Below are 20,661 nucleotides of genomic sequence, written 5' to 3'. Positions count from 1 at the left end.
GTGGGATTTCGGCGGCGGGGTGCGGCCGTAAGGGGGAGCATGTGCACATGGCGAGTGTGGGTTCGGTGGTGGGGCGGGAGCGGGAGGTCGGTGAGCTGGACGGGCTCGTCGCCTCCGCCGAGGGGCGGGCGCTCGTGCTGCGGGGCGAGCCCGGGGTGGGGAAGAGCGCGCTGCTGGACGTGGCGGCGGCACAGGCGGCCCGGCTGGGGCAGCGTGTCGTGCGGGCGGCCGGAGTGGAGGCGGAGGCCGGACTGGCCTTCGCGGGACTGCACCAGTTGCTGCACCCCCTGCTGGCCGATGCCGACGCGCTGGCCCCGGCGACGCGGGCGGCGTTCGACATCGTCTTCGGCCGCAGCACCGGGGAGCCGCCGTCGGTGATGGCCCTGGGCATCGCCGTACTGGATCTGCTGGCCCTGGCCTCCGGCGACGTACCGCTGCTGCTCGTGGTCGACGACGCGCACTGGCTGGATCCGCAGAGCGCGGAGGTGGGGCGGTTCATCGCGCGGCGGCTGTCCGGGCACGCCGTGCGGATGGCGGTGGGGGTACGGGCCGACACGCCGTCGCCGTGGGACAGCGCCGGACTGCCCGAACTGACGGTGCCACCGCTGTCGGCCGAGGCCTCGGCCCGGCTGCTGGACACCAGCAGTCCCGGCCTCCCCGAACCGGCCCGGCGCCGGATCCTCGACCAGGCCCGCGGCAACCCCCTCGCCCTGCTGGAGCTGCCCGCCACCCTGGACGGCTCCGCCGACCGGCCCGAACTGCCGTTGTCCCGGCGGCTGGAGCGCCTGTACGGCGACCGTATCGCCGGCCTCGGCCGGGCCGAGCGCGCGGAGCTGCTGCGGGCCGCCCTCGACGGCACCGGCGCCGCCGCGCTGCCGGGCCGGGCCCGCTATCCGCTGCGCGCCGTCGACGGCGCCGTCGCACACGGCCTGCTCACCACCGACGCCGACACCGGCGACCTGGTCTTCCGCCACCCGCTCGTCCGCTCCGCCCTGCTGCAGTCCGCCACCCCCAACGAACGCCGTGCCGCCCACGCCGACCTGGCCCGGCTGCACCGCGAGGAACTCGAACGCCACGCCACCCACCTCGCGGCGGCCACCGTGGACCCGGACGAGTCGGTCGCCGTCGTCCTGGAGCGCGCCGCCCGTTCCGCCACCGCGCGCGGCGGCTCGGCGGCCGCCCTCAGCCTGCTGACCCGGGCCGCCGAACTCAGTCCCACCGCGGCCCAGCGCTCCCGGCGCCTCGGCGAGGCCGCCTACGTCGCCGCCCAGTCCGCCCTGCTGGACCAGGCGCACGAACTGCGCGAGGCCTCCGACCGGCTGGCCGGGGCGGGCCGGTCGCCGACGGCCGTGATCACGTACGCCTACACCGCGCTCTACGAGGACGGCGACGTCCGCTCCGCCCACCGCAGGGTCGCCGCGGAACTTCAGGCGCTCTCGCCGGACGCCGACCAGGAGATCCGCGCACGCCTGCTGAACCTGCTGCTGGCCATCAGCATGTTCTCCGCCGACCCCGCCCTGTGGCGGGTGAGCGACGAGCTGATGGACCGGGACACGGACCGCGTCGGCGGCCCGACCCCGCTCTACCGGGACGCCTGGGGCGATGTGGCCCGCAGAGGCGCCGGCGCGCGCGAGCGGGTTCTGGCCGCGTTCGCCGAGCTCGGCGACGGCCAGCCGTGGGACGTGATGCGGCTCGGCGTGGCCGCGTACTTCCTGGACGCGCTGGGCGAGTACCGGACGCTGGTGCGCCGGGTCGCCGAGCGGGAGACGGGCAGTGGCGCGGTCACCAACGCGATGACGTTGCAGCAGCTCGTCATGCTCGACCAGATCTCCAGCGGCGAGTGGGACGCCGCCGAGGAGACCGGCCGCCGCGGACTCGCCCTCACCGTCGCCCACGGCTATCGGCTGTTCGAGTACCAGTACCACGGTTTCCTCGGCCTTCTCGCGGCCTGGCGCGGCGACGCCGACGCCGCCCGCGCGGCTGTCGACCGCGTGGACCGCTGGGCCCGCCCGCGCGGCGTCGGCTACCTCACCCAGCTCGCCGAGGCCACCGGCGCGGCCCTCGGCCTGACCACCGGCGACTACGAGAGCGCCTACGTCTACGCCGGCGGCCTCACCGCGCCCGGGACCTTCACGCCGTACTCCCAGCACTCCCTGCGCACAGTGCTGGACCTGGTGGAGGCCGCCGTGCACACCGGTCGCTCCGACCAGGCCAGGACGCATGCGCAGGCGGCCCGTGACCAGGGACTGCCCGCGATCTCCCCGCGCCTGGACTTCCTGACCACCGCCGCGCTGGCGATGACGGCCGACGACACCGAGGCGGGGTCGCTGTTCGAGCGGGCGGTCGCCCATCCGGCCGGCGTCGGCTTCCCCTTCGAGCTGGCCCGGGTCCGTCTGGAGCAGGGCATGTGGCTGCGCCGCACCCGCGACCGCACGGCGGCCCGGACGGCCCTCGGCCGGGCCGCGGAGACCTTCGAACGGCTCGGCGCCACCCCCTGGCTGCGCCGCGCCCAGGCCGAGCTGCGAGCCTCCGGCCTGCCCGGCGGGCACACCGCCACGGACACGGCGCTCACCCCGCAGGAGAGGCAGATCGCCGAGCTCGCGGCGAGCGGCCTGAGCAACAAGGAGATCGGCGCCCGGCTCTACCTCTCCCCGCGCACGGTCGGCGCCCACCTCTACCGGATCTTCCCCAAACTCGGCATCTCCTCCCGCGCCTCCCTGCGGGACGCTCTGGACGGAGCCTGAACGCGTTCCGGGAGGCCTGCCACCGTCGCCGGACCCGTTGAGTCGGCGACCACGGTCATGCGACTCGGACCACAGTCATGCGACGCGGACGACAGTCATCCGGCTCGGGCGGCAGTCATGCGACGCGGACGGCAGTCATTCGACTCAATCGGCGGAAGTGACTGTCGCGGCACTGTGAAGACAACGCACCGCCCCTCGGCGGTCCCGAGGCCTCAGGAGCCGGACATGGCCACATCGCGCACCCCCCTCGTCCTCATCCACGGACTGTGGCTGCACGCCTCGTCCTGGCAGCCCTGGATCGACCTGGCCACGGAACGTGGCTACGCGCCCGTGGCCCCCGGCTGGCCCGGCGAGGCCGCCACCGTCGCCGAGGCGCGCCGGCACCCGGAGGCCGTCGCCGGGCTCGGCATCGACGACGTCACCGACCACTACGCCGGCATCATCCGCTCCCTGGACGCCCCGCCCGTTCTGATCGGCCACTCCTTCGGCGGGCTGATCGCCCAGAAGCTGCTCGGCAAGGGCCTGGCCCGGGCCGCGGTCGCCGTCGACCCGGCGCAGATCAAGGGCGTCAAGGCCCTTCCCCCGGCCCAACTGCGCGCCGGTTTCCCGGTGCTGGGCAACCCGGCCAACCGCAAGCGCTCCGTCTCCCTGACCCCCGCGCAGTTCCGCTACGGCTTCGGCAACGCGCTGGAGCAGGCCGAGTCCGACACCCTGCACGAGCGGTTCACCGTCCCCTCGCCGGGCCGCCCGCTGTTCGAGGCCGCGTTCGCCAACTTCACCCGCCACTCGGCCGCCGAGGTCGCCACGCGCAACCCCGACCGGGGCCCGCTGCTGCTGATCTCCGGGCAGGCCGACCACACCGTCCCGGACGTGGTGACCCGCTCCGCCTACAAGCTCTACGGCGACTCGCCGGCCGTCACCGAGCTCAAGCAGTTCCCCGACCGCGGCCACTCGCTCACCGTCGACCACGGCTGGCGGACCGTCGCCGAGTACGCGCTGGACTGGCTGGACCGGCAGGACATCCAGGGCCATGACACCGCACACGCCTGATTTCGCTTTCACATCAAGGGAGTTGGACAGTATGAGCAGCGAACTGCAGGGCAGGACCGCCGTCGTCACCGGCGCCAGCAAGGGCATCGGACTGGCGATCGTCGAGGCCCTCGCCCAGGCGGGCGCCCATGTCGTGGCGGGATCGCGCACGACCTCCGAACGGCTGGAGACCCTGGTCAAGGAAGGCTCGGTGACCTGGGTGCCGGTCGACCTCGCCGAGCCGGACGCGGCCGGGGAACTCATCGCCGCGGCCGGGGGACGTATCGACGTCCTGGTCAACAACGTCGGCTCGGCACCCGCCCGCACCGGCGGCTTCCTGTCGGTCACCGACGAGGAGTGGCGGCGCACGATCGACCTGAACCTGCTCACCGCCGTACGGGTCACCCGCGCGGCGCTGCCGGTCATGCTGGACGCCGGCGACGGCTCGGTGATCACGGTCGGCTCCGTCAACGCCACCCTCCCGGACCCGCTGGTCATCGACTACAGCGCGGGCAAGGCCGCCCTGGTCGCCTTCTCCAAGGCGCTGTCGAAGGAGGTCGGCCCGAAGGGCATCCGCGTGAACACCGTCAGCCCCGGCCCCGTCGAGACGGAGCTGTGGCTGGGCGGCGGCGGAGTGGCGCAGACGGTCTCGGCCGCCGCCGGCATCACCGCGGACGACGTGGTCGCGCAGGCCTCGAAGGCCACCGTCACCGGCCGCTTCTCGCAGCCCGCCGAGATCGCCGACCTGGTCCTCTTCCTCGCCGGGGACCGCTCCCGCAACATCACCGGCAGCGACCTGGTGATCGACGGTGGCTTCATCCCCACCTGGTGACCGCGCGGCGGGTGCTCAGTGCTCCAACAGCATCCGCTGCAGCTCCCTGGCCGCGCGCGGCGGAGCGACGTCGCTGCGGTGCGCGAGAGCGATCGTGCGGTGCAGACCGGGCCGGGCGAGCGGGGTGACCCGCAGCCCCCGGCCCGTCCGCGTCGCCACCATCCGGGGTACGACGGCGACGCCCAGCCCCGCCCGCACGAACCCCAGCACCGCGTCCATCTCGCCGCCCTCCACCGCGAACCCCGGCTCGAACCCCTCGGCGCGGCACGCGGCCACGGTCAGCTCCCGCAGGTCGTAGCCGTGCCGGAACATCACCAGGCGCTCGCCCTCCAGATCGGAGATGCGCACGGTACGCCGGCCGGGGCCGCCGGGGGCGGGTGCCTCCGGTGACGAGACCACCACCAGGTCCTCGCGCAGCAGCTCCACCGTCGTCAGCGCCGGGGACGGCGTCGGAAGCGGCAGCACCACCAGGGCCAGGTCCAGGGCGCCGCGCGCCAGCTCGCGTACGAGGTCGTGCGAGCCGCCCTCCTCGATCAGCAGCCGGATACCGGGATAGCGGTCGTGGAAGGCGCGCAGCACGTCCGGCAGCAGGCCGGTGCACAGGCTCGGCGTGGCGCCCAGCCGCACCCGGCCGCTGCGCAGCTGCGCCAGTTCCTGCACCTCCTGCCGGGCGGTGTCCGCGTCGGCCAGGATGCGGCGGGCCAGCGGCAGCAGCGCCTCACCCGCGTCGGTGAGCGTGATGTTGCCCCGCGCGCGCCGGAACAGATCCGCCCCGAGCTCCCGTTCCAGCGCCTTGATCTGCTGCGAGAGCGACGGCTGGGCGACATGGACCAGTTCGGCGGCCCGGGTGAAGTGCCGGGTCTCGGCGACGGCCACGAAGTACTGGAGTTGCTGGAACTGCATCCTCGTACGATAGCCGCAGCCTATGGAATCGAGGTCGATCATGTCTTGGACCGATGGGGCCGAACGGCCCTAACGTCAGGACTCATGGCTCTGGCAACGCGGACGGACCGACGGCCGTCGATGGCGCGCACGGTGTGGGACAGCTCCGTCGGCAAGAAGACGGTGATGGCCGTCAGCGGCGTGATCATGCTGCTGTACCTGGTCGCCCATGTGATCGGCAACCTGAAGATCTTCTTCGGGCCCGGGGAGTTCAACCACTACGCGCACTGGCTGCGTACCGTCGGCGAACCGTTCATGCACTACGAGTGGACGCTGTGGCTGGTCCGCGTCGTGCTGATCGCCGCCGTCGTCGCCCACGCCGTGTCCGCGTACCAGCTCAGCCGCCGCGACATCAAGGCGCGCCCCGGCAAGTACGTGCACAGGAAGGCCAGGGCGAGCTACGCGACGCGCACGATGCGCTGGGGCGGGATCATCCTCGGCCTGTTCATCGTCTGGCACCTCCTCGACCTGACCACCGGCACCGTCCACTCGGGCGGCTTCCAGCCCGGCCACCCGTACCAGAACGTCGTGGACACCTTCTCCACCTGGTACGGCAACGTCATCTACATCGTCGCGATGCTCGCGCTCGGCCTGCACATCAGGCACGGCTTCTGGAGCGCCGCCCAGACCCTCGGCGTCGGCAGCCGCACCCGCGACCGCGCCCTGAAGACCGTCGCGAACGTCCTCGCGCTGCTGCTCACGGCCGGCTTCATCGCCGTACCCGTGGGCGTCATGACCGGAGTGGTGAGCTGACATGACCTACACCGACTACGTCACCGGCGAACCCGTCGCCGACACCAAGGCCCCGGCCGGACCGGTCAACGAGCGCTGGGACAAGCGCCGTTTCGAGGCCAAGCTGGTCAACCCCGCCAACCGGCGCAAGCACACGGTCATCGTGGTGGGCACCGGACTCGCGGGCGGCTCCGCCGGCGCCACCCTGGCCGAACAGGGCTACCACGTCGTCCAGTTCTGCTACCAGGACTCCCCGCGCCGCGCCCACTCCATCGCCGCGCAGGGAGGCATCAACGCGGCGAAGAACTACCGCAACGACGGCGACTCCGTCCACCGGCTGTTCTACGACACCGTCAAGGGCGGCGACTTCCGGGCACGGGAGTCCAACGTGCACCGCCTCGCGCAGATCTCCGTCGAGATCATCGACCAGTGCGTGGCACAGGGCGTGCCGTTCGCCCGCGAGTACGGCGGCCTGCTCGACACCCGCTCCTTCGGCGGCGTCCAGGTCTCACGCACCTTCTACGCCCGCGGCCAGACGGGCCAGCAGCTCCTCCTCGGCGCCTACCAGGCGCTGAGCCGGCAGATCGCCGCCGGGAACGTCGAGATGCACCCGCGCACCGAGATGCTCGACCTGATCGTCGTCGACGGGCGGGCGCGCGGGATCGTCGCCCGGGACCTGATCACCGGGAAGATCTCCACCTACTTCGCGGACGCCGTCGTCCTGGCCAGCGGCGGCTACGGCAACGTCTTCTACCTGTCGACGAACGCCATGAACTCCAACGCGACGGCCATCTGGCGGGCCCACCGCCGCGGGGCGTACTTCGCCAACCCCTGCTTCACGCAGATCCACCCGACCTGCATCCCGCGCACCGGCGACCACCAGTCCAAGCTGACCCTGATGAGCGAGTCGCTGCGCAACGACGGCCGGATCTGGGTGCCCAGGGCCAAGGGCGACCAACGGCCGCCGAACCAGATCCCCGAGGACGAGCGCGACTACTACCTGGAGCGCATCTACCCCTCCTTCGGCAACCTGGTCCCGCGCGACATCGCCTCCCGCGCCGCGAAGAACGTCTGCGACGAGGGCCGCGGGGTCGGCCCCGGCGGACAGGGCGTGTACCTGGACTTCGCCGACGCCATCGAGCGCATGGGCCGCAAGGCCGTCGAGGCCAAGTACGGCAACCTCTTCGACATGTACCAGCGGATCACCGACGAGGATCCGTACCGGGTGCCCATGCGGATCTACCCGGCCGTGCACTACACGATGGGCGGCCTGTGGGTCGACTACGACCTGCAGACCACCGTCCCCGGCCTGTTCGCCATCGGGGAGGCCAACTTCTCCGACCACGGGGCGAACCGCCTCGGCGCGTCCGCGCTGATGCAGGGCCTGGCCGACGGTTACTTCGTACTGCCGGCGACCATCAACGACTACCTCGCCCGCAACCCCCACCAGGACGAGGTCACCGACGAACACCCCGTGGTCCAGGAGGTGCTGGCTGAGACGCAGGACCGGCTGAACCTGCTGCTGTCCGTCGACGGCGACCGCACGCCCGACTCCTTCCACCGCGAAGTCGGTGAACTGATGTGGGAGTTCTGCGGCATGGCGCGCAGCGACGCCGGTCTGCGCAAGGCGCTGGAGCGCATCCCGGAGATCCGCGAGGAGTTCTGGCGGCGCATCAAGGTGCCCGGCACCGGCGAGGAGTTCAACCAGTCGCTGGAGAAGGCCAACCGCGTCGTCGACTACCTCGAACTCGCCGAGCTGATGTGCCTCGACGCACTGCACCGCGCCGAGTCCTGCGGCGGCCACTTCCGCGAGGAGTCCCAGACCCCGGACGGTGAAGCGGCTCGCCGGGACGAGGAGTTCGCGTACGCGGCCGCCTGGGAGTTCACCGGCACCGGCGAGGCGCCCACCCTGCACAAGGAAGACCTGGTCTTCGAGTACGTCCACCCCACCCAGCGGAGCTACGCATGAGGCTCACCCTGCGCGTCTGGCGGCAGAAGAACGCCGACGCCGAAGGCGCCATGTCCACGTACGAGGTGGACGGCATTTCCTCCGACATGTCCTTCCTGGAGATGCTCGACACCCTCAACGAGGAGCTCATCCTCAAGGGCGAGGACCCGGTCGCCTTCGACCACGACTGCCGCGAGGGCATCTGCGGCGCGTGCTCCCTCGTCATCAACGGGGACGCGCACGGGCCCGAGCGGACCACCACCTGCCAGCTGCACATGCGGTCCTTCAAGGACGGCGACACGATCGACATCGAGCCCTGGCGGGCGTCCGCGTTCCCGGTGATCAAGGATCTGGTCGTGGACCGGTCTGCCTTCGACCGGATCATCCAGGCCGGCGGGTACATCACCGCGCCGACCGGTTCCGCCCCGGAGGCGCACGCCACGCCGGTGCCGAAGCCGGACGCCGACTTCGCCTTCGAGCACGCGGAGTGCATCGGATGCGGGGCGTGCGTGGCCGCGTGCCCGAACGGGGCGGCGATGCTGTTCACCTCCGCCAAGGTCAACCACCTCAACGTGCTGCCGCAGGGGGCGCCCGAACGGGAGACCCGGGTGCTGGACATGGTGGCGCAGATGGACGAGGAAGGGTTCGGCGGATGCACGCTGGCCGGGGAGTGCGCCACCGCCTGCCCTAAGGGGATTCCGCTGGTGTCCATCACGAGCATGAACAAGGAGTGGCTGCGGGCCACTCGCAAGGTGGCCAAGCGGTAGCGCCGTAGAGGGACATGCGCGGCGGCGGCCGCGGGACTGCCGCGGCTTGTCGCGCGGTTCCCCGCGCGCCGTACGGGCGCCACAGTGAACGTTCGCCGAAGACGCGCGGACGGGCGGGGTCGGGACGGTGCTCCCCGGCCCCGTCTCGCTTGTCCAGGGCGAGCCGTTCAGCAAGCCCACACCCGCTCTCTCTGCGTCCGTCACGCGAAGGTCAGCCGGCATCGGAAGAACAGGGGCGGCAGATCACGCGCCAACGGTCTGCTCCCGCTCCGCCGTCCCCGGCCGTCGACCTGGAGAGAGCCATGACCGGCGTAACCACCCTGGACCGCCCCGCACAGCCCGCCGCCCCCACCCGCTACTCCGTCTCCCTCGCCCGCGACGAAGCCGACGTGCGCGCCGCGCAGCGGCTGCGGCACGAGGTGTTCGCCGGGGAGCTGGGCGCCCTGCTGACCACCGCGCAGCCCGGCTACGACATCGACGCCTTCGACGCCTACTGCGACCACCTGCTGGTGCGCGAGGAGACCACCGGCCAGGTCGTCGGCACCTACCGGCTGCTGCCGCCCGAGCGGGCCGCGGTCGCCGGACGGCTGTACTCCGAGGGTGAGTTCGACCTCGGTCCGCTCGACGCGATCCGCCCGGGCCTGGTCGAGGTCGGCCGCTCCTGCGTCCACCCCGCCCACCGCGACGGCGCCGTCATCGGCCTGATCTGGGCCGGCATCGCCCGCTACATGGTCGACCGCGGCCACGAATGGCTGGCCGGCTGCTGCTCCGTGCCGCTCGCCGACGGCGGCGCGCTCGCCTCCGCGACCTGGGACCGGGTGCGGGCCAAGCACCTGGCTCCGCAGGAGTACCGCGTACGGCCGCTGCTGCCCTGGGTCCCGTCCGCCGCCCCGTCCGCCCCCGCCCCGAACGCCGAGCTGCCCGCCCTGCTGCGCGGCTACCTCCGCCTCGGCGCCTGGGTGTGCGCCGAGCCCGCCCAAGACCCGGACTTCGGCGTCGCCGACCTGTACGTGCTGCTGTCGATGCGCCGCGTCAACCCGCGCTATCTGCGGCACTTCCTCTCCCTGGTCCCGGCCTCATGAGCGTCTGGACGCCCAGCGCGCCCTGCACCCCGCGGGCGTGCATCGAGCAGAGGGGACGCGCCACGGCCGTACCGCGCGCCGTCGCCCGGATCACCGCGGTCGTGGCCCTGATGCTCGCCGGGATCGCGCTGACGCCGTTCGGCGGGCGCATACCCGCCGAGTGGGTGAGGCGGTGGTGCCGGTGCATCGTCCGGGCCGCCGGGGTGCGGGTGCGGATCACCGGCGCCGACGCGCCCACCGGCGGGCTGCTGCTCGTCGCCAACCACATCTCCTGGCTGGACATACCGCTGCTGGCCGCCGTCCGCCCCGCGCGGATGGTCGCCAAGTCCGACATCCGCGACTGGCCCGTGGCCGGCCCCCTCGCGGCCCGCGGCGGCGCCCTGTTCATCGACCGCGACCGGCTGCGCGCCCTGCCCGACACCGTCGCCCGCATCGCGGACGCGCTGCGCGCCGGGCAGGCCGTCGGGGTCTTCCCCGAGGGCAGCACCTGGTGCGGCCGCGCCCAGGGCAGCTTCCGCCGGGCCGTCTTCCAGGCCGCCCTCGACGCGCACGTCCCCGTCCAGCCCGTGCGCCTGCGGTACCGGATCGCCGGCACCGCCAGCACGGCACCGGCCTTCATCGGCGAGGACTCCCTGCTGGCGTCGGTGTGGCGGGTCGCGATGACCCGGGGCCTGGTGGCCGAGGTCGAGGTACGGGAGGCCATCCCGGCGGACACCCACCCCGACCGCCGCACCCTGGCCCGAGCGGCCCAACCGAGCCCCCCACCCCAACCCGACTGGACCCACACGGCGTTGGTGGCCTGACCCCACAACGGAAGCGCCCTCGACCCCCACGGCACCGACGGCTCTCCGCCGTCCCCCGGCACCGGGGGCTGAGGGAAATTCGCGGGACCGTCCGCCCCGGTGCTGTTAGCGTCGGGTCCATGAAGGTCATCAGGCGAACCCGTACCGCAGCCGCGCGAGCGACCAGCTCCCCGGCTGCCGACGCCTGACCTCACACCTCTCCCCGGCGGCCGGAAACGGACCGCCGGGACTTTCTCGTCGTAACGCCCGTCTGCCCCGCGCGGTCCCTTCCGGTCCCCTGACCCGAAGGACCACCGTCATGAACACCGAGCAGACCGTCCGCACCTTCCTGGACTTCTACCGCGAGCGCGGGCACCGCCCCGTCACCGGCAGCACACTGCTGCCGCCGCCCTCGGACCCGGTGCTGTTCACCACCTCCGGCATGCATCCGCTCACCCCCTACCTGCTGGGCCGTCCCCACCCCCAGGGCCGGCGCCTGGTCAACGTCCAGCGCTGCCTGCGCACCACCGACCTCGACGAGGTGGGCGACCCGACGCATCTGACGGTCTTCGAGATGCTCGGCTCGTGGTCGCTCGGCGACTACGGCCATTCACAGAGCCTGCGTTGGGGGTACGAGCTGCTGCGCGACGGCTTCGGCATCCCGCGGGAGCAGCTGTACGTCACGGTCTTCGGCGGCGACGGGCAGGTCGGCCCGGACGTCGAATCCCTGCGCACCTGGGAGGAGTTGGGGCTGCCCGTGGAGTCGACCACCGAGGACAACTGGTGGTCCAACGGTCCGGTCGGCCCGTGCGGCCCGGACTCCGAGATCTTCGTCTGGACCGGCGGCGAGGGCACCCCGCCCCAGGGCACCCCCACCACCGACTCCCGGTGGGTGGAGATCTGGAACCACGTTCACATGCGTTACCACCGGCACGAGGACGGCGGCCTCGAACCCCTCGGCCGGTCCGGTGTCGACACCGGCATGGGCCTGGAGCGGCTCGTGACCCTCCTGCAGGGCCACCGGTCGGTCTACGACACGGACCTGTTCGAGCCGTGGACGTCCACGGTGCCCGGCCTGTGGGACCTGCGCGACGAGCAGTCGACACGGCTGGTCTGCGACCATCTGCGCTCCAGCGTCGTCGTGCTGGGCGACGGAGTACGACCGTCCAACACCGGCCGCGGCTACGTCCTGCGCCGGCTGATCCGCCGCCTGTTGACCACCCTGCGGCGCGACGACCCCTCCCGCAGCCTGTCCGACCTGCCCTCGCACCCCCTCCTGCACACCCTCGACCACTTCCGCCAGTCCTGCGACGTCGACCGGGTTCGCCATGAACTCCTGGAGGAGGAGCGGAAGTTCACGAGGCTTCTCGAACGCGGGCGCCGTCTGCTGTCCCGGCAGGAGTTCCGGCGGCCGCTGAGCGAGGAGGACTTCGGCTACCTCCACGACACCCACGGCCTGCCCCGCGACCTCGTCGTGGGACTGCTCGAACCTCAGTCGAGTTCATGTCCGTGAATAAGAATCAGGCACACAGCTATTGACGCGTTCACAGCAAGCGCTTACGTTCCCGTCCGGGAACCATTGAAAGCGCTTTCTCCTGCACGGCATCCCTGGTCACGGACGAACCGGAGGAACCACCATGCACGTGAGATCCGTCCTCGCGTCGGTCAGCCTGCTGGCCGGCGCGCTCGTCGCCCTGTCGGGCGCGCCGGCCCAGGCCGCGAGCGCCACGCAGTACGTGTCGCCGAGCGGCACCGACAGCGCGGCCGGCACGCAGTCCGCCCCGACGACGCTCGCCACGGCGATCAGCCGCATCGCCTCGGGCGGCACCATCTACCTGCGCGGCGGGACGTACAACTACTCGTCGACGATCACGATCCCCGCTGGCAGCAACGGCACCTCCAGTGCCCGTACCACGCTGACCGCCTACCCGGGCGAGAAGCCGGTACTGGACTTCGCGGCACAGAGCGAGAGTTCGTCGAACCGGGGCATCCAGCTCAACGCCGATTACTGGCGTTTGTACGGCATCACCGTCCAGCACGCCGGGGACAACGGCATCTACGTCGGCGGCAGCAACAACGTCGTCGAGCGGGCGGTGACGGCGTACAACCGCGACACCGGGCTGCAGCTGGGCCGGATCTCCTCCAGCACGCCCAGCAGCCAGTGGCCGTCGAACAACCTGATCGTGAGCTCGGAGTCGCACGACAACGCCGACTCCGACGGCGAGGACGCCGACGGCTTCGCCGCGAAACTGACTACCGGCACCGGGAACGTGTTCCGCTACGACGTCTCCCACAACAACATCGACGACGGCTGGGACCTGTACACCAAGACCGACACGGGTGCCATCGGCCCGGTGACCATCGAGTACTCCTTGTCCTACAACAACGGCACGCTCAGCAACGGCACCGTGAACTCCAACGGCGACCGCAACGGCTACAAGCTGGGCGGCGACGACATCGCGGTCAACCACGTCGTCCGGCACAGCATCGCCTACCGCAACGGCCACCACGGGTTCACGTACAACAGCAACCCCGGCACGATGACGATCTCGAACAACGCGAGCGTCGACAACGCGGAGCGCAACTTCTCCTTCGACGCGGGCACTTCGGTCTTCCGCAACAACACCTCGTGCCGCTTCGCCGTCAGCGGCTCCAACGACAAGACCGTCGGCAACACCGACAGCTCCAACCAGTTCTGGACCGGCTCGAACGGCTCCCGCTGCTCCTCCTACTCGGGCGGCCTGGGCTGGTCCTTCGCCTCGGACGGCAGCCTCGCGGTGACGTTCGGCGGCGTTCGGGTGACGCCGTAGCGGTACTCGACGGGCGGAGCGCACGTACTCGGACGGATCTGAGTACGTGCGCTCTGTGCCCTGCCGGGGCCGCGGCGGAACGCTTGGGCCATGACCCAAGGACTCCCGAACCCCGTGTCCCGACTTCTGCCGGTGCTCGTGCCGGCCGGCGCAGCGCTCGCGCTCTGGGCCGCCTGGCTGGGCTGGGACCAGCACTACGACGTCCAGCCGGACGGCACGACGAGCGGCCCCTACCAGCCGTGGCAGGTGATCGGGCTGGTGCTGACCCTGCTCGTGCCGCTGTTCTGGGCGGCCTCCCGGAGCCACATCGCGGGAGCTGTTCTCGGCACCACGGCCGGGCTGACGCTCGCCGCCTACCTCGACTGGTCGGACGACTCCAGCGGTCTGTTCATGGTCGGGGTGATCATGGTCATGGTGGGCAGCCTCGCCGCGACCGCGGTCCTGGCCACCCTGATTCAGCGGGTGTGGGGGGCCAGCGCCCGCGCCAGGTAGGGCGCCGTGGCGCTGCCCGCCACCGCCGCCACCTCGGCCGGCCGCCCGGCCGCCACGATCCGTCCGCCCGCGTCCCCGCCGCCCGGCCCCAGGTCGATCACCCAGTCAGCGCCCGCCACGACCGACATGTCGTGCTCGACGACGATCACCGTGTGGCCCGCGTCCACCAGACCGTGCAGTTGCCGCATCAGGACCTCCACGTCGGCGGGGTGGAGGCCGGTCGTCGGTTCGTCGAGGAGGTAGAGGGTGTGGCCGCGGCGGCCGCGCTGCAGCTCGGTCGCGAGCTTGATGCGCTGGGCCTCACCGCCGGACAGCTCCGTCGCGGGCTGTCCGAGGCTGAGATAGCCGAGGCCGACGTCGAGGAGCGTGCGCAGGCTCCGTGCCACGGCCGGGGTCTCGGCGAAGAAGTCCGCGGCCTTCTCCACCGTGAGGTCCAGCACCTGCGCGATGTTCCGTCCCCGGTACGTCACTTCGAGCGTCTCGGGGTTGTAGCGGGCCCCTCCGCAGTCCGGGCACGGCGCGTAGGTGCTCGGCAGGAACAGCAGCTCCACGCTGACGAATCCCTCGCCCTGGCAGGTCTCGCAGCGGCCTCCCGCGACGTTGAAGGAGAAGCGCCCGACGCCGTAACCGCGCTTCACGGCCTCCTCCGTGGCCGCGAACTCCTTGCGCACGACGTCGAACAGGCCCGTGTAGGTGGCCAGGTTGGAGCGCGGGGTGCGGCCGATGGGCTTCTGGTCGACCGACACCAGCCGTCGCACACCCGGCGAATCCTCGGTGATCTCGCCGATCAGCGTGGACTTCCCGGACCCGGAGACGCCGGTGACCGCGGTGAACACGCCGAGCGGGAACTCGGCCGTGACCGCCCGCAGGTTGTGCCGGGTGACGGGGCCCACCTTCAACTGCCCGCGAGCGGGCCGTGCTCGGCGTTCCGGCGCGGGGGAGCGGTGGAAGAGGTGGCGGGCCGTGGCCGACTCCTCCACCCCGGCGAGCTCCGCCACGGGGCCGCTGTGCAGGACCTGCCCGCCGTGCTCCCCGGCGCGCGGGCCCACGTCCACCAGCCAGTCGGCGCCGCGCACCACGTCGAGGTGGTGCTCGACCACGAACACCGTGTTCCCGGCCGTCTTCAGCCGCTCCAGCACGGTCAGCAGGGCCTCGGTGTCCGCCGGGTGCAGGCCGGCGGACGGCTCGTCGAGGACGTACACGACACCGAACAGGCCGGAGCGCAACTGCGTCGCCAGGCGCAGTCGTTGGAGTTCGCCCGTGGAGAGGGTGGGGGTGGCGCGGTCCAGGCCGAGGTAGCCGAGGCCGAGTTCGAGGACCGGTGCGATGCGGGAGCGCAGGTCGTCGGTGAGCGCGCGGGCGGGCTCGTCCTCGCCGACCAGGAGATCCGCGAGGTCGGCCAGGGGCAGGGCCGCCAGGTCCGCGATGGTGCGGCCCGCGAAGGTCACCGCCAGCGCCTCCGGGCGGAGCCTGGCGCCGCCGCAGGCCGGGCAGGGGGCGGCGACCAGGAAGCTCTCCGCCCTGGCGCGCAGCGTGGGGCTCTTGGAGTCGGCGAACGTCTTCATGACGTAGCGGCGGGCGCTCATGTACGTGCCCTGGTACGGGCGTTGGATGCGGTCCGCGTCGCGGACCGGGTGCACGGTGACCACCGGCTGCTCGTCCGTGAACAGGATCCACTCGCGCTGCCCGGCGGGCAGGTCGCGCCAGGGCCGGTCCACGTCGTACCCGAGGGCGTCGAGGATGTCGCGCAGGTTCTTGCCCTGCCAGGCGCCCGGCCAGGCGGCGATCGCGCCCTCGCGGATCGACAGCGACGGATCGGGGACCAGCGACTCCTCGCTCGTGCGGTGCACCCGGCCCAGGCCGTGACACTCCGGGCAGGCGCCGACGGCGGTGTTGGGGGAGAAGGCGTCCGAGTCGAGGCGTTCGGCGCCCGGCGGGTAGGTGCCGGCGCGGGAGAACAGCATGCGCAGGGAGTTGGAGAGGTTGGTGACCGTGCCGACCGAGGACCGGGACGTCGGGGCGGAGCGGCGCTGCTGGAGCGAGACCGCGGGCGGCAGCCCGGTGATCTCGCCGACCTTCGGCGCGCCCACCTGGTGGATCAGCCGGCGCGCGTACGGGGCGACCGACTCGAAGTAGCGGCGCTGCGCCTCCGCGTAGATCGTGCCGAACGCCAGCGACGACTTCCCGGAACCGGACACGCCGGTGAACACGGTCACCACATCCCGCGGGATGTCGACGTCCACGCCCTTGAGGTTGTGCTCGCGGGCGCCGCGGACACGGACGTACGGGTCGTGGGGGGTGGGCATGGGGGTGGCTCCGTCGCTCCGTTGCAAACCCGGCGATTGTATGCGGTCGCGCCGCGTCACCCGCCGAAGATCCGCGACAGCCTGCGGTACGAGTCCACCAGCGCTGCCCTGTTGTACGTGCTGGTGGTGACCAGCACCTCCTGCGCCGCCGTCTCCTTCAGCACCGTCTCCAGCTCGTGCGCGACCTGCTCCTCGGTGCCCGCGACATGTCCGGCGAGCCCGGCCTCGTAGAAGCCGCGCTCCTTCGCGGTCATCGTCAGGGCCTCCACGCGCTCGGCGGGCGGCAGCGGCGGGAAGGTGCCGTGGGTGCGGGAGTACGCCATCGACCAGGCCTCCGGAATCAGCAGGCGGCGGGCCTCCTCCGGCGTGGCGGCCACGGCGACCGTGCCGGAGACGACGACGTACGGCTCCGCCGCCCAGGGGGAGGGGCGGAAGGTGGCGCGGTAGCGGTCGATGCCGCGCAGCATCTTCTCCCGGTTGCGCAGGTCGCCGATCACCATCGGCAGGCCCGCCCGGGCGGCGATGTCGGCGCCCTCGCCCATCGCGAGCACAAACGGCGGCACGGTCAGGCCCTCGGCGGGGCGGGCGTGGACGCCGGTGGGGGAGGTGCCGCGGAACCAGCCGAGCAGTTCGTCGAGCTGCCCCGAGAAGTCCTCGGCGGCCTCCTTGTCCCGGCCCAGCGCCCTGCGCACACCGTCGGTGAAGCCCACCGACCGTCCCAGCCCCATGTCGATGCGTCCCGGGAAGAGGGACTCCAGTACCCCGAACTGCTCGGCCACGACCAGGGGCCGGTGATTGGGCAGCATCACGCCCCCGGTGCCGACCCGGATCGTGCGCGTCGCGGCCGCGACGGCGGCGGCGAGCACGGTCGGCGCGGACCCGGCGACCCCGGGCACACCGTGGTGCTCCGACACCCACAGCCGCCGGTAGCCCAGCCCCTCCAGCTCCTGGGCCAGTCGCACGGTGTCCCGCAGCGCCTCCGCGTTCGTGTGGCCCTCGCGGGTCCGGGAGCGGTCGAGCACGGAGAAACGGGTCTGGGCGATCAGGGAGCTCATACAGGGTTCAACAGCGGGCGGCCCCCAGGATTCCTGACGTCGCCACCCGGGGGCCGATCCGCGGGCGCGCGCGCCGCGTCCGCGGCTCCGGGAAAAGCCGTTGACGCCCCGAGGCCGCCCCGGGACGATCTCCCATCGTGACGACGACTACCGATCAAGACCCCACCGTGCCCGGCGGGGCCGCCGTCCGCCCCGTCGCCCTGATCACCGGCGTGGGCCGCACGGCCGGCATCGGCGCGGGGATCGCCCGCCGCCTGGCCGCATCGGGCTGGGACGTCGCCTTCACCTACTGGGCTCCCTACGACGACCGCATGACCTGGGGCAGAGAAGCCGGCGCCACCGCGGCGATCATCGCGGACCTGAACGGGCTCGGCGCGTCCACGGCGGCGATCGAGGCGGACCTCGCCGATCCGGAGACCCCGGCCCGCGTCCTCGAGGAGGCCGAGCGGCGGCTGGGCGGGGTCACCGCGCTGGTGATGTGCCACTGCGAGTCGGTCGACTCCGGACTGCTCGACACGACCGTGGAGAGCTTCGACCGGCACTTCGCCGTCAACGCCCGCGCCACCTGGCTGCTGATCCGCGAGTTCGGGCGGCGCTTCGCCGGAAGTGCGGGAGCCGGCCGGATCATCGCCCTCACCAGTGACCACACCGTCGGCAACCTGCCCTACGGGGCGAGCAAGGGGGCCCTCGACCGGATCACCCTGGCCGCCGCCCACGAGCTCGCCGGCCTCGGCGTGACCGCCAACGTGATCAACCCCGGCCCCGTCGACACCGGTTGGATGACGGAGGACGTCCGCGAGCACTCCCTGCGCGCCACCCCGCTCGGCCGGCTGGGCACACCCCGGGACACCGCGCACCTGGTGGACTTCCTGTGCTCCGCGGAGGGCGGCTGGATCAACGGCCAGCTGCTGATGAGCAACGGCGGGCTGGCCTAGCCCCTGTCGTCCGGATCGGCTCGGCGTCGCGGACTCCGGCACGCACTCCCGCCCTCGAACTCGGGCTTCAGCGGCGGCTGCGCGTCCGGGCGTCGCGTGGCGGGCTGATGAACTGCAGCTCCAGGGTCACCGGCGGCTCGGCGAGGCCCGGGCCGCCCGCCGCAGCCCAGTCGATGACCTCCTGGGTGCAGTCGTCGTCCATCGCGAAGCCGACCCAGGTGGCCCGGCCGCCCGCCCGCCGGCCCGCGGCGGACGGCTGCACGACGATGACGTTGGCCTGGTCGCACGGGCCCAGGCAGTCGGTCGTACGGACCTGGAAGCCGGACTCGGCCGCCGCGGCGCGCAGCCGCTCCAGTTGCCAGGAGTGGTCGCTGCCCGGGTGTTTGCGCGGGTCGCCGCAGCAGCAGCCCCGGCAGACGACGAGCGTGCAGGGGCGCTGCTGGGCCGCGCCGATCAGAGTGGTGCGGGGGGCGGAGAACCGGGATGCCATGGGAGAAGCATGATCCATCCGTCCTGGGCCCCGCCCCACCGGGTCCGTCGGGTCAGAAGCGCGCCCCGATGTCCGCCCCGTTGCGCGGTACGAGGAAGGACGGCGCCGACGCCTCGCCCGCCGTTCCCGATGCCGCCGTCAGTGCCGCGCTCACAACCGCGGCCGTCCAGATCGCCGTGTTGCCGCGCATGGGGCCTCCCGCCTCCGCGTACTCGCCGTGTGGCTGTTCGCACGGCAGTGGCCGCAGAGGGAGGAAAGGTTGCCCCCCGGGCACGACAGAACCTGCGAGGTGGGCTCCCTTCGCCGGTATGGTCCGGATCAGGTGATGGAGGTCGCCGTCCGGTCCTTCGACCTTCCGGCCTCTCAGCCCATCCGTCGTCCCTTCCTTTGACAAGGGCTCGTGTCCCTTGTCGAAGGTGGCTTCCCGGATGCGCTCCCTCGCTCGCCCCGCAGGCTGATTCCAGCGTACGGCTGCCCGGAGGGTGTACCAGGGCCGAAGGGGACCGTCCCGCAGGGCCGTTCGGCCCCTTCGGGTGTCCGCCGTGCGCCCGGTCCGGCGCCGACCGGTGCCCGTCGGCACGGCGTCCGGCCGGTCAGTGGACGGCGTGGGCCGAGTGGCTCGGCTCGTGCCCGTTGGGCCCAAGCACGGTGTGCCGCCTCTTCACGAGGCTGGAAGTGACGAGAGGGACCAACGCGTGGGCAGGTGCGTGCCGGGCGCGCTCGAGGGCCTTCCGGGCCAGGAGAGGAGAGGTCATGACGCATGAGCGCGAAAGCCTCTGGGACTACGGCAGGTACGCGCCCCATCCCGCCCTGCACGGCCATGTGCTGGTGGGGGTGGACGGGTCCGGCGAGGGGCTGCGGGCCCTGGACCAGGCGGTCGCGGAGGCGGTGGCGCGCCAGGCTCCGCTGGAGATCCTGCACGGCTGGCCGTGGGCCAGGCACGGCGCCTCCGAGGGACTTCCGGGCGGCCCGGGGCAGGAGACGTCGTCTCTCCTGGAGCGGGCGCACGCCGTGCTGGAGTCCGCCGTCGCCCGTGTGCGCGAGCAGGCTCCGGAACTGGACGTGACGGCGACCCTGAGCCCGCATCCGGCGGTGGCGGAGCTGACGCGCCGGGGCGAGCACGCCACGCTGACCGTCATCGGCAGCCGCGGTCTGAGCGATATCACCGGACTGGTGTCCGGCTCGGTGAGCCGACGGCTCGCCGGCAGCTGCCGCAGCCCGTTGCTGGTGGTACGGGGTGAGGCCGCGTACGGCGGTCTGGAGCACGGCGAGGTGCTGGTCGGCGTGGGCACCGACACCGAGACCGAGGCGGCCCGGTTCGCCTTCGAGGAGGCGCAGCAGCGGGGCGCCCGGGTAAGGGTCCTGCACAGCTGTGTCCTGCCGGCGACGTCGGGAGCCGGTCCCGTGGTCTCCGCCGAGCGGCTGCGGGCGGAGCTGGAGACCAAGGCGCGCAAGCAGTCGGCGGTGCCCCGGGCGGCCGTGGCCGCGCTGCGCGAGAAGTTCCCGGCGGTCGGGGTCGAGACCGACACCGTGTGGGGCGGCGCGGCCGAGTCCCTGGTGGAGGCCACGCGCGCGGCCGACGCCGTCGTGATCACGGCACACCGTCCGCACGGCCGGGGGCCGTCGCCGCGCCTCGGCCCGGTCACCCACGCGCTGCTGCACCGCGCGCACTGCCCGGTCTACCTCGTCCCCGCCGACTGAGCGAGGACGGCCGA

General features: G+C 72.5%; 18 protein-coding genes. 13 read left to right on the top strand and 5 right to left on the bottom strand.

Going from position 1 to position 20,661, the window contains the following annotated elements; translation table 11 throughout:
* The first annotated feature begins 47 nt into the window (after nt 1-47).
* The 3 genes from ACIGDI_RS14810 to ACIGDI_RS14800 all read left to right on the top strand — a co-directional run bounded on the left by ACIGDI_RS14810 (nt 48) and on the right by ACIGDI_RS14800 (nt 4,605).
* A complete protein-coding gene (locus ACIGDI_RS14810) occupies nt 48-2,744 on the top strand; it encodes an ATP-binding protein (RefSeq protein ID WP_399895671.1) in 2,697 nt (898 codons plus the stop codon).
* A 225-nt stretch (nt 2,745-2,969) separates the two neighbouring features.
* Nucleotides 2,970-3,794: an alpha/beta hydrolase gene (locus tag ACIGDI_RS14805; protein WP_399895668.1), complete on the top strand. Its 825-nt coding sequence runs from the start codon at nt 2,970-2,972 to the stop codon at nt 3,792-3,794.
* A gap of 31 nt (nt 3,795-3,825) precedes the next feature.
* Entirely contained in the window at nt 3,826-4,605 is a 780-nt protein-coding gene (locus ACIGDI_RS14800) for an SDR family NAD(P)-dependent oxidoreductase (protein ID WP_399895665.1), read from the top strand.
* A 15-nt stretch (nt 4,606-4,620) separates the two neighbouring features.
* On the opposite strand, the gene ACIGDI_RS14795 is transcribed toward ACIGDI_RS14800, so the two are convergent.
* A complete protein-coding gene (locus ACIGDI_RS14795; RefSeq protein ID WP_200704399.1) occupies nt 4,621-5,508 on the bottom strand; it encodes a LysR family transcriptional regulator in 888 nt (295 codons plus the stop codon).
* A gap of 120 nt (nt 5,509-5,628) precedes the next feature.
* On the opposite strand from ACIGDI_RS14795, the gene ACIGDI_RS14790 reads away from it, so the two are divergent.
* The 8 genes from ACIGDI_RS14790 to ACIGDI_RS14755 all read left to right on the top strand — a co-directional run bounded on the left by ACIGDI_RS14790 (nt 5,629) and on the right by ACIGDI_RS14755 (nt 14,160).
* Complete coding sequence (locus ACIGDI_RS14790) at nt 5,629-6,300, top strand: succinate dehydrogenase (RefSeq protein ID WP_399897616.1); 672 nt, start codon at nt 5,629-5,631, stop codon at nt 6,298-6,300.
* Nucleotide 6,301: 1 nt separating this feature from the next.
* Nucleotides 6,302-8,248 carry a fumarate reductase/succinate dehydrogenase flavoprotein subunit gene (locus ACIGDI_RS14785; RefSeq protein WP_399895662.1) on the top strand — a complete coding sequence of 649 codons (1,947 nt, stop codon included), beginning with the start codon at nt 6,302-6,304 and terminating at the stop codon, nt 8,246-8,248.
* Nucleotides 8,245-8,994 (top strand): succinate dehydrogenase/fumarate reductase iron-sulfur subunit, encoded by a 750-nt coding sequence (locus ACIGDI_RS14780; RefSeq protein ID WP_399895659.1) that lies wholly within the window; start codon nt 8,245-8,247, stop codon nt 8,992-8,994. The genes ACIGDI_RS14785 and ACIGDI_RS14780 overlap by 4 nt, the downstream gene beginning before the upstream one ends.
* A 302-nt stretch (nt 8,995-9,296) precedes the next feature.
* Nucleotides 9,297-10,076: a GNAT family N-acetyltransferase gene (locus ACIGDI_RS14775; protein WP_399895656.1), complete on the top strand. Its 780-nt coding sequence runs from the start codon at nt 9,297-9,299 to the stop codon at nt 10,074-10,076.
* Nucleotides 10,073-10,879, top strand: a complete 807-nt coding sequence (locus tag ACIGDI_RS14770; RefSeq protein WP_399895653.1) for a lysophospholipid acyltransferase family protein — start codon at nt 10,073-10,075, stop codon at nt 10,877-10,879. The genes ACIGDI_RS14775 and ACIGDI_RS14770 overlap by 4 nt, the downstream gene beginning before the upstream one ends.
* 298 nt (nt 10,880-11,177) lie before the next feature.
* Nucleotides 11,178-12,371 carry an alanine--tRNA ligase-related protein gene (locus tag ACIGDI_RS14765; RefSeq protein ID WP_399895650.1) on the top strand — a complete coding sequence of 398 codons (1,194 nt, stop codon included), beginning with the start codon at nt 11,178-11,180 and terminating at the stop codon, nt 12,369-12,371.
* A 124-nt stretch (nt 12,372-12,495) separates the two neighbouring features.
* Nucleotides 12,496-13,668, top strand: coding sequence for a right-handed parallel beta-helix repeat-containing protein (locus ACIGDI_RS14760; RefSeq protein WP_399895647.1), 1,173 nt, complete (start codon nt 12,496-12,498; stop codon nt 13,666-13,668).
* A gap of 90 nt (nt 13,669-13,758) precedes the next feature.
* Nucleotides 13,759-14,160 (top strand): hypothetical protein, encoded by a 402-nt coding sequence (locus ACIGDI_RS14755; RefSeq protein ID WP_399895644.1) that lies wholly within the window; start codon nt 13,759-13,761, stop codon nt 14,158-14,160.
* Here the strand turns inward: ACIGDI_RS14755 and ACIGDI_RS14750 are convergent.
* Entirely contained in the window at nt 14,124-16,466 is a 2,343-nt protein-coding gene (locus ACIGDI_RS14750) for an ATP-binding cassette domain-containing protein (protein WP_399895641.1), read from the bottom strand. The genes ACIGDI_RS14755 and ACIGDI_RS14750 overlap by 37 nt on opposite strands.
* 56 nt (nt 16,467-16,522) lie before the next feature.
* Entirely contained in the window at nt 16,523-17,521 is a 999-nt protein-coding gene (locus ACIGDI_RS14745) for an LLM class flavin-dependent oxidoreductase (protein WP_399895638.1), read from the bottom strand.
* Between the two features lie 137 nt (nt 17,522-17,658).
* Between ACIGDI_RS14745 and ACIGDI_RS14740 the strand changes: the two genes are divergently transcribed.
* Nucleotides 17,659-18,456, top strand: a complete 798-nt coding sequence (locus ACIGDI_RS14740) for an SDR family oxidoreductase (protein WP_399895635.1) — start codon at nt 17,659-17,661, stop codon at nt 18,454-18,456.
* A 67-nt stretch (nt 18,457-18,523) separates the two neighbouring features.
* Here the strand turns inward: ACIGDI_RS14740 and ACIGDI_RS14735 are convergent, their stop codons facing one another.
* Nucleotides 18,524-18,946, bottom strand: a complete 423-nt coding sequence (locus ACIGDI_RS14735) for a (2Fe-2S) ferredoxin domain-containing protein (RefSeq protein ID WP_399895631.1) — start codon at nt 18,944-18,946, stop codon at nt 18,524-18,526.
* A gap of 52 nt (nt 18,947-18,998) precedes the next feature.
* Complete coding sequence (locus ACIGDI_RS14730) at nt 18,999-19,136, bottom strand: hypothetical protein (RefSeq protein WP_399895628.1); 138 nt, start codon at nt 19,134-19,136, stop codon at nt 18,999-19,001.
* A gap of 563 nt (nt 19,137-19,699) precedes the next feature.
* On the opposite strand from ACIGDI_RS14730, the gene ACIGDI_RS14725 reads away from it, so the two are divergent.
* Nucleotides 19,700-20,647, top strand: a complete 948-nt coding sequence (locus ACIGDI_RS14725) for a universal stress protein (RefSeq protein WP_399895625.1) — start codon at nt 19,700-19,702, stop codon at nt 20,645-20,647.
* Nucleotides 20,648-20,661: the final 14 nt, after the last annotated feature.

This window comes from Streptomyces sp. NPDC085900 (assembly GCF_044540925.1).
GTDB classification, from domain to species: Bacteria; Actinomycetota; Actinomycetes; order Streptomycetales; family Streptomycetaceae; genus Streptomyces; species Streptomyces gilvifuscus.
Note: the sequence above shows the minus strand (reverse complement) of the source record. Positions and strands in the feature narration are given on the sequence as shown.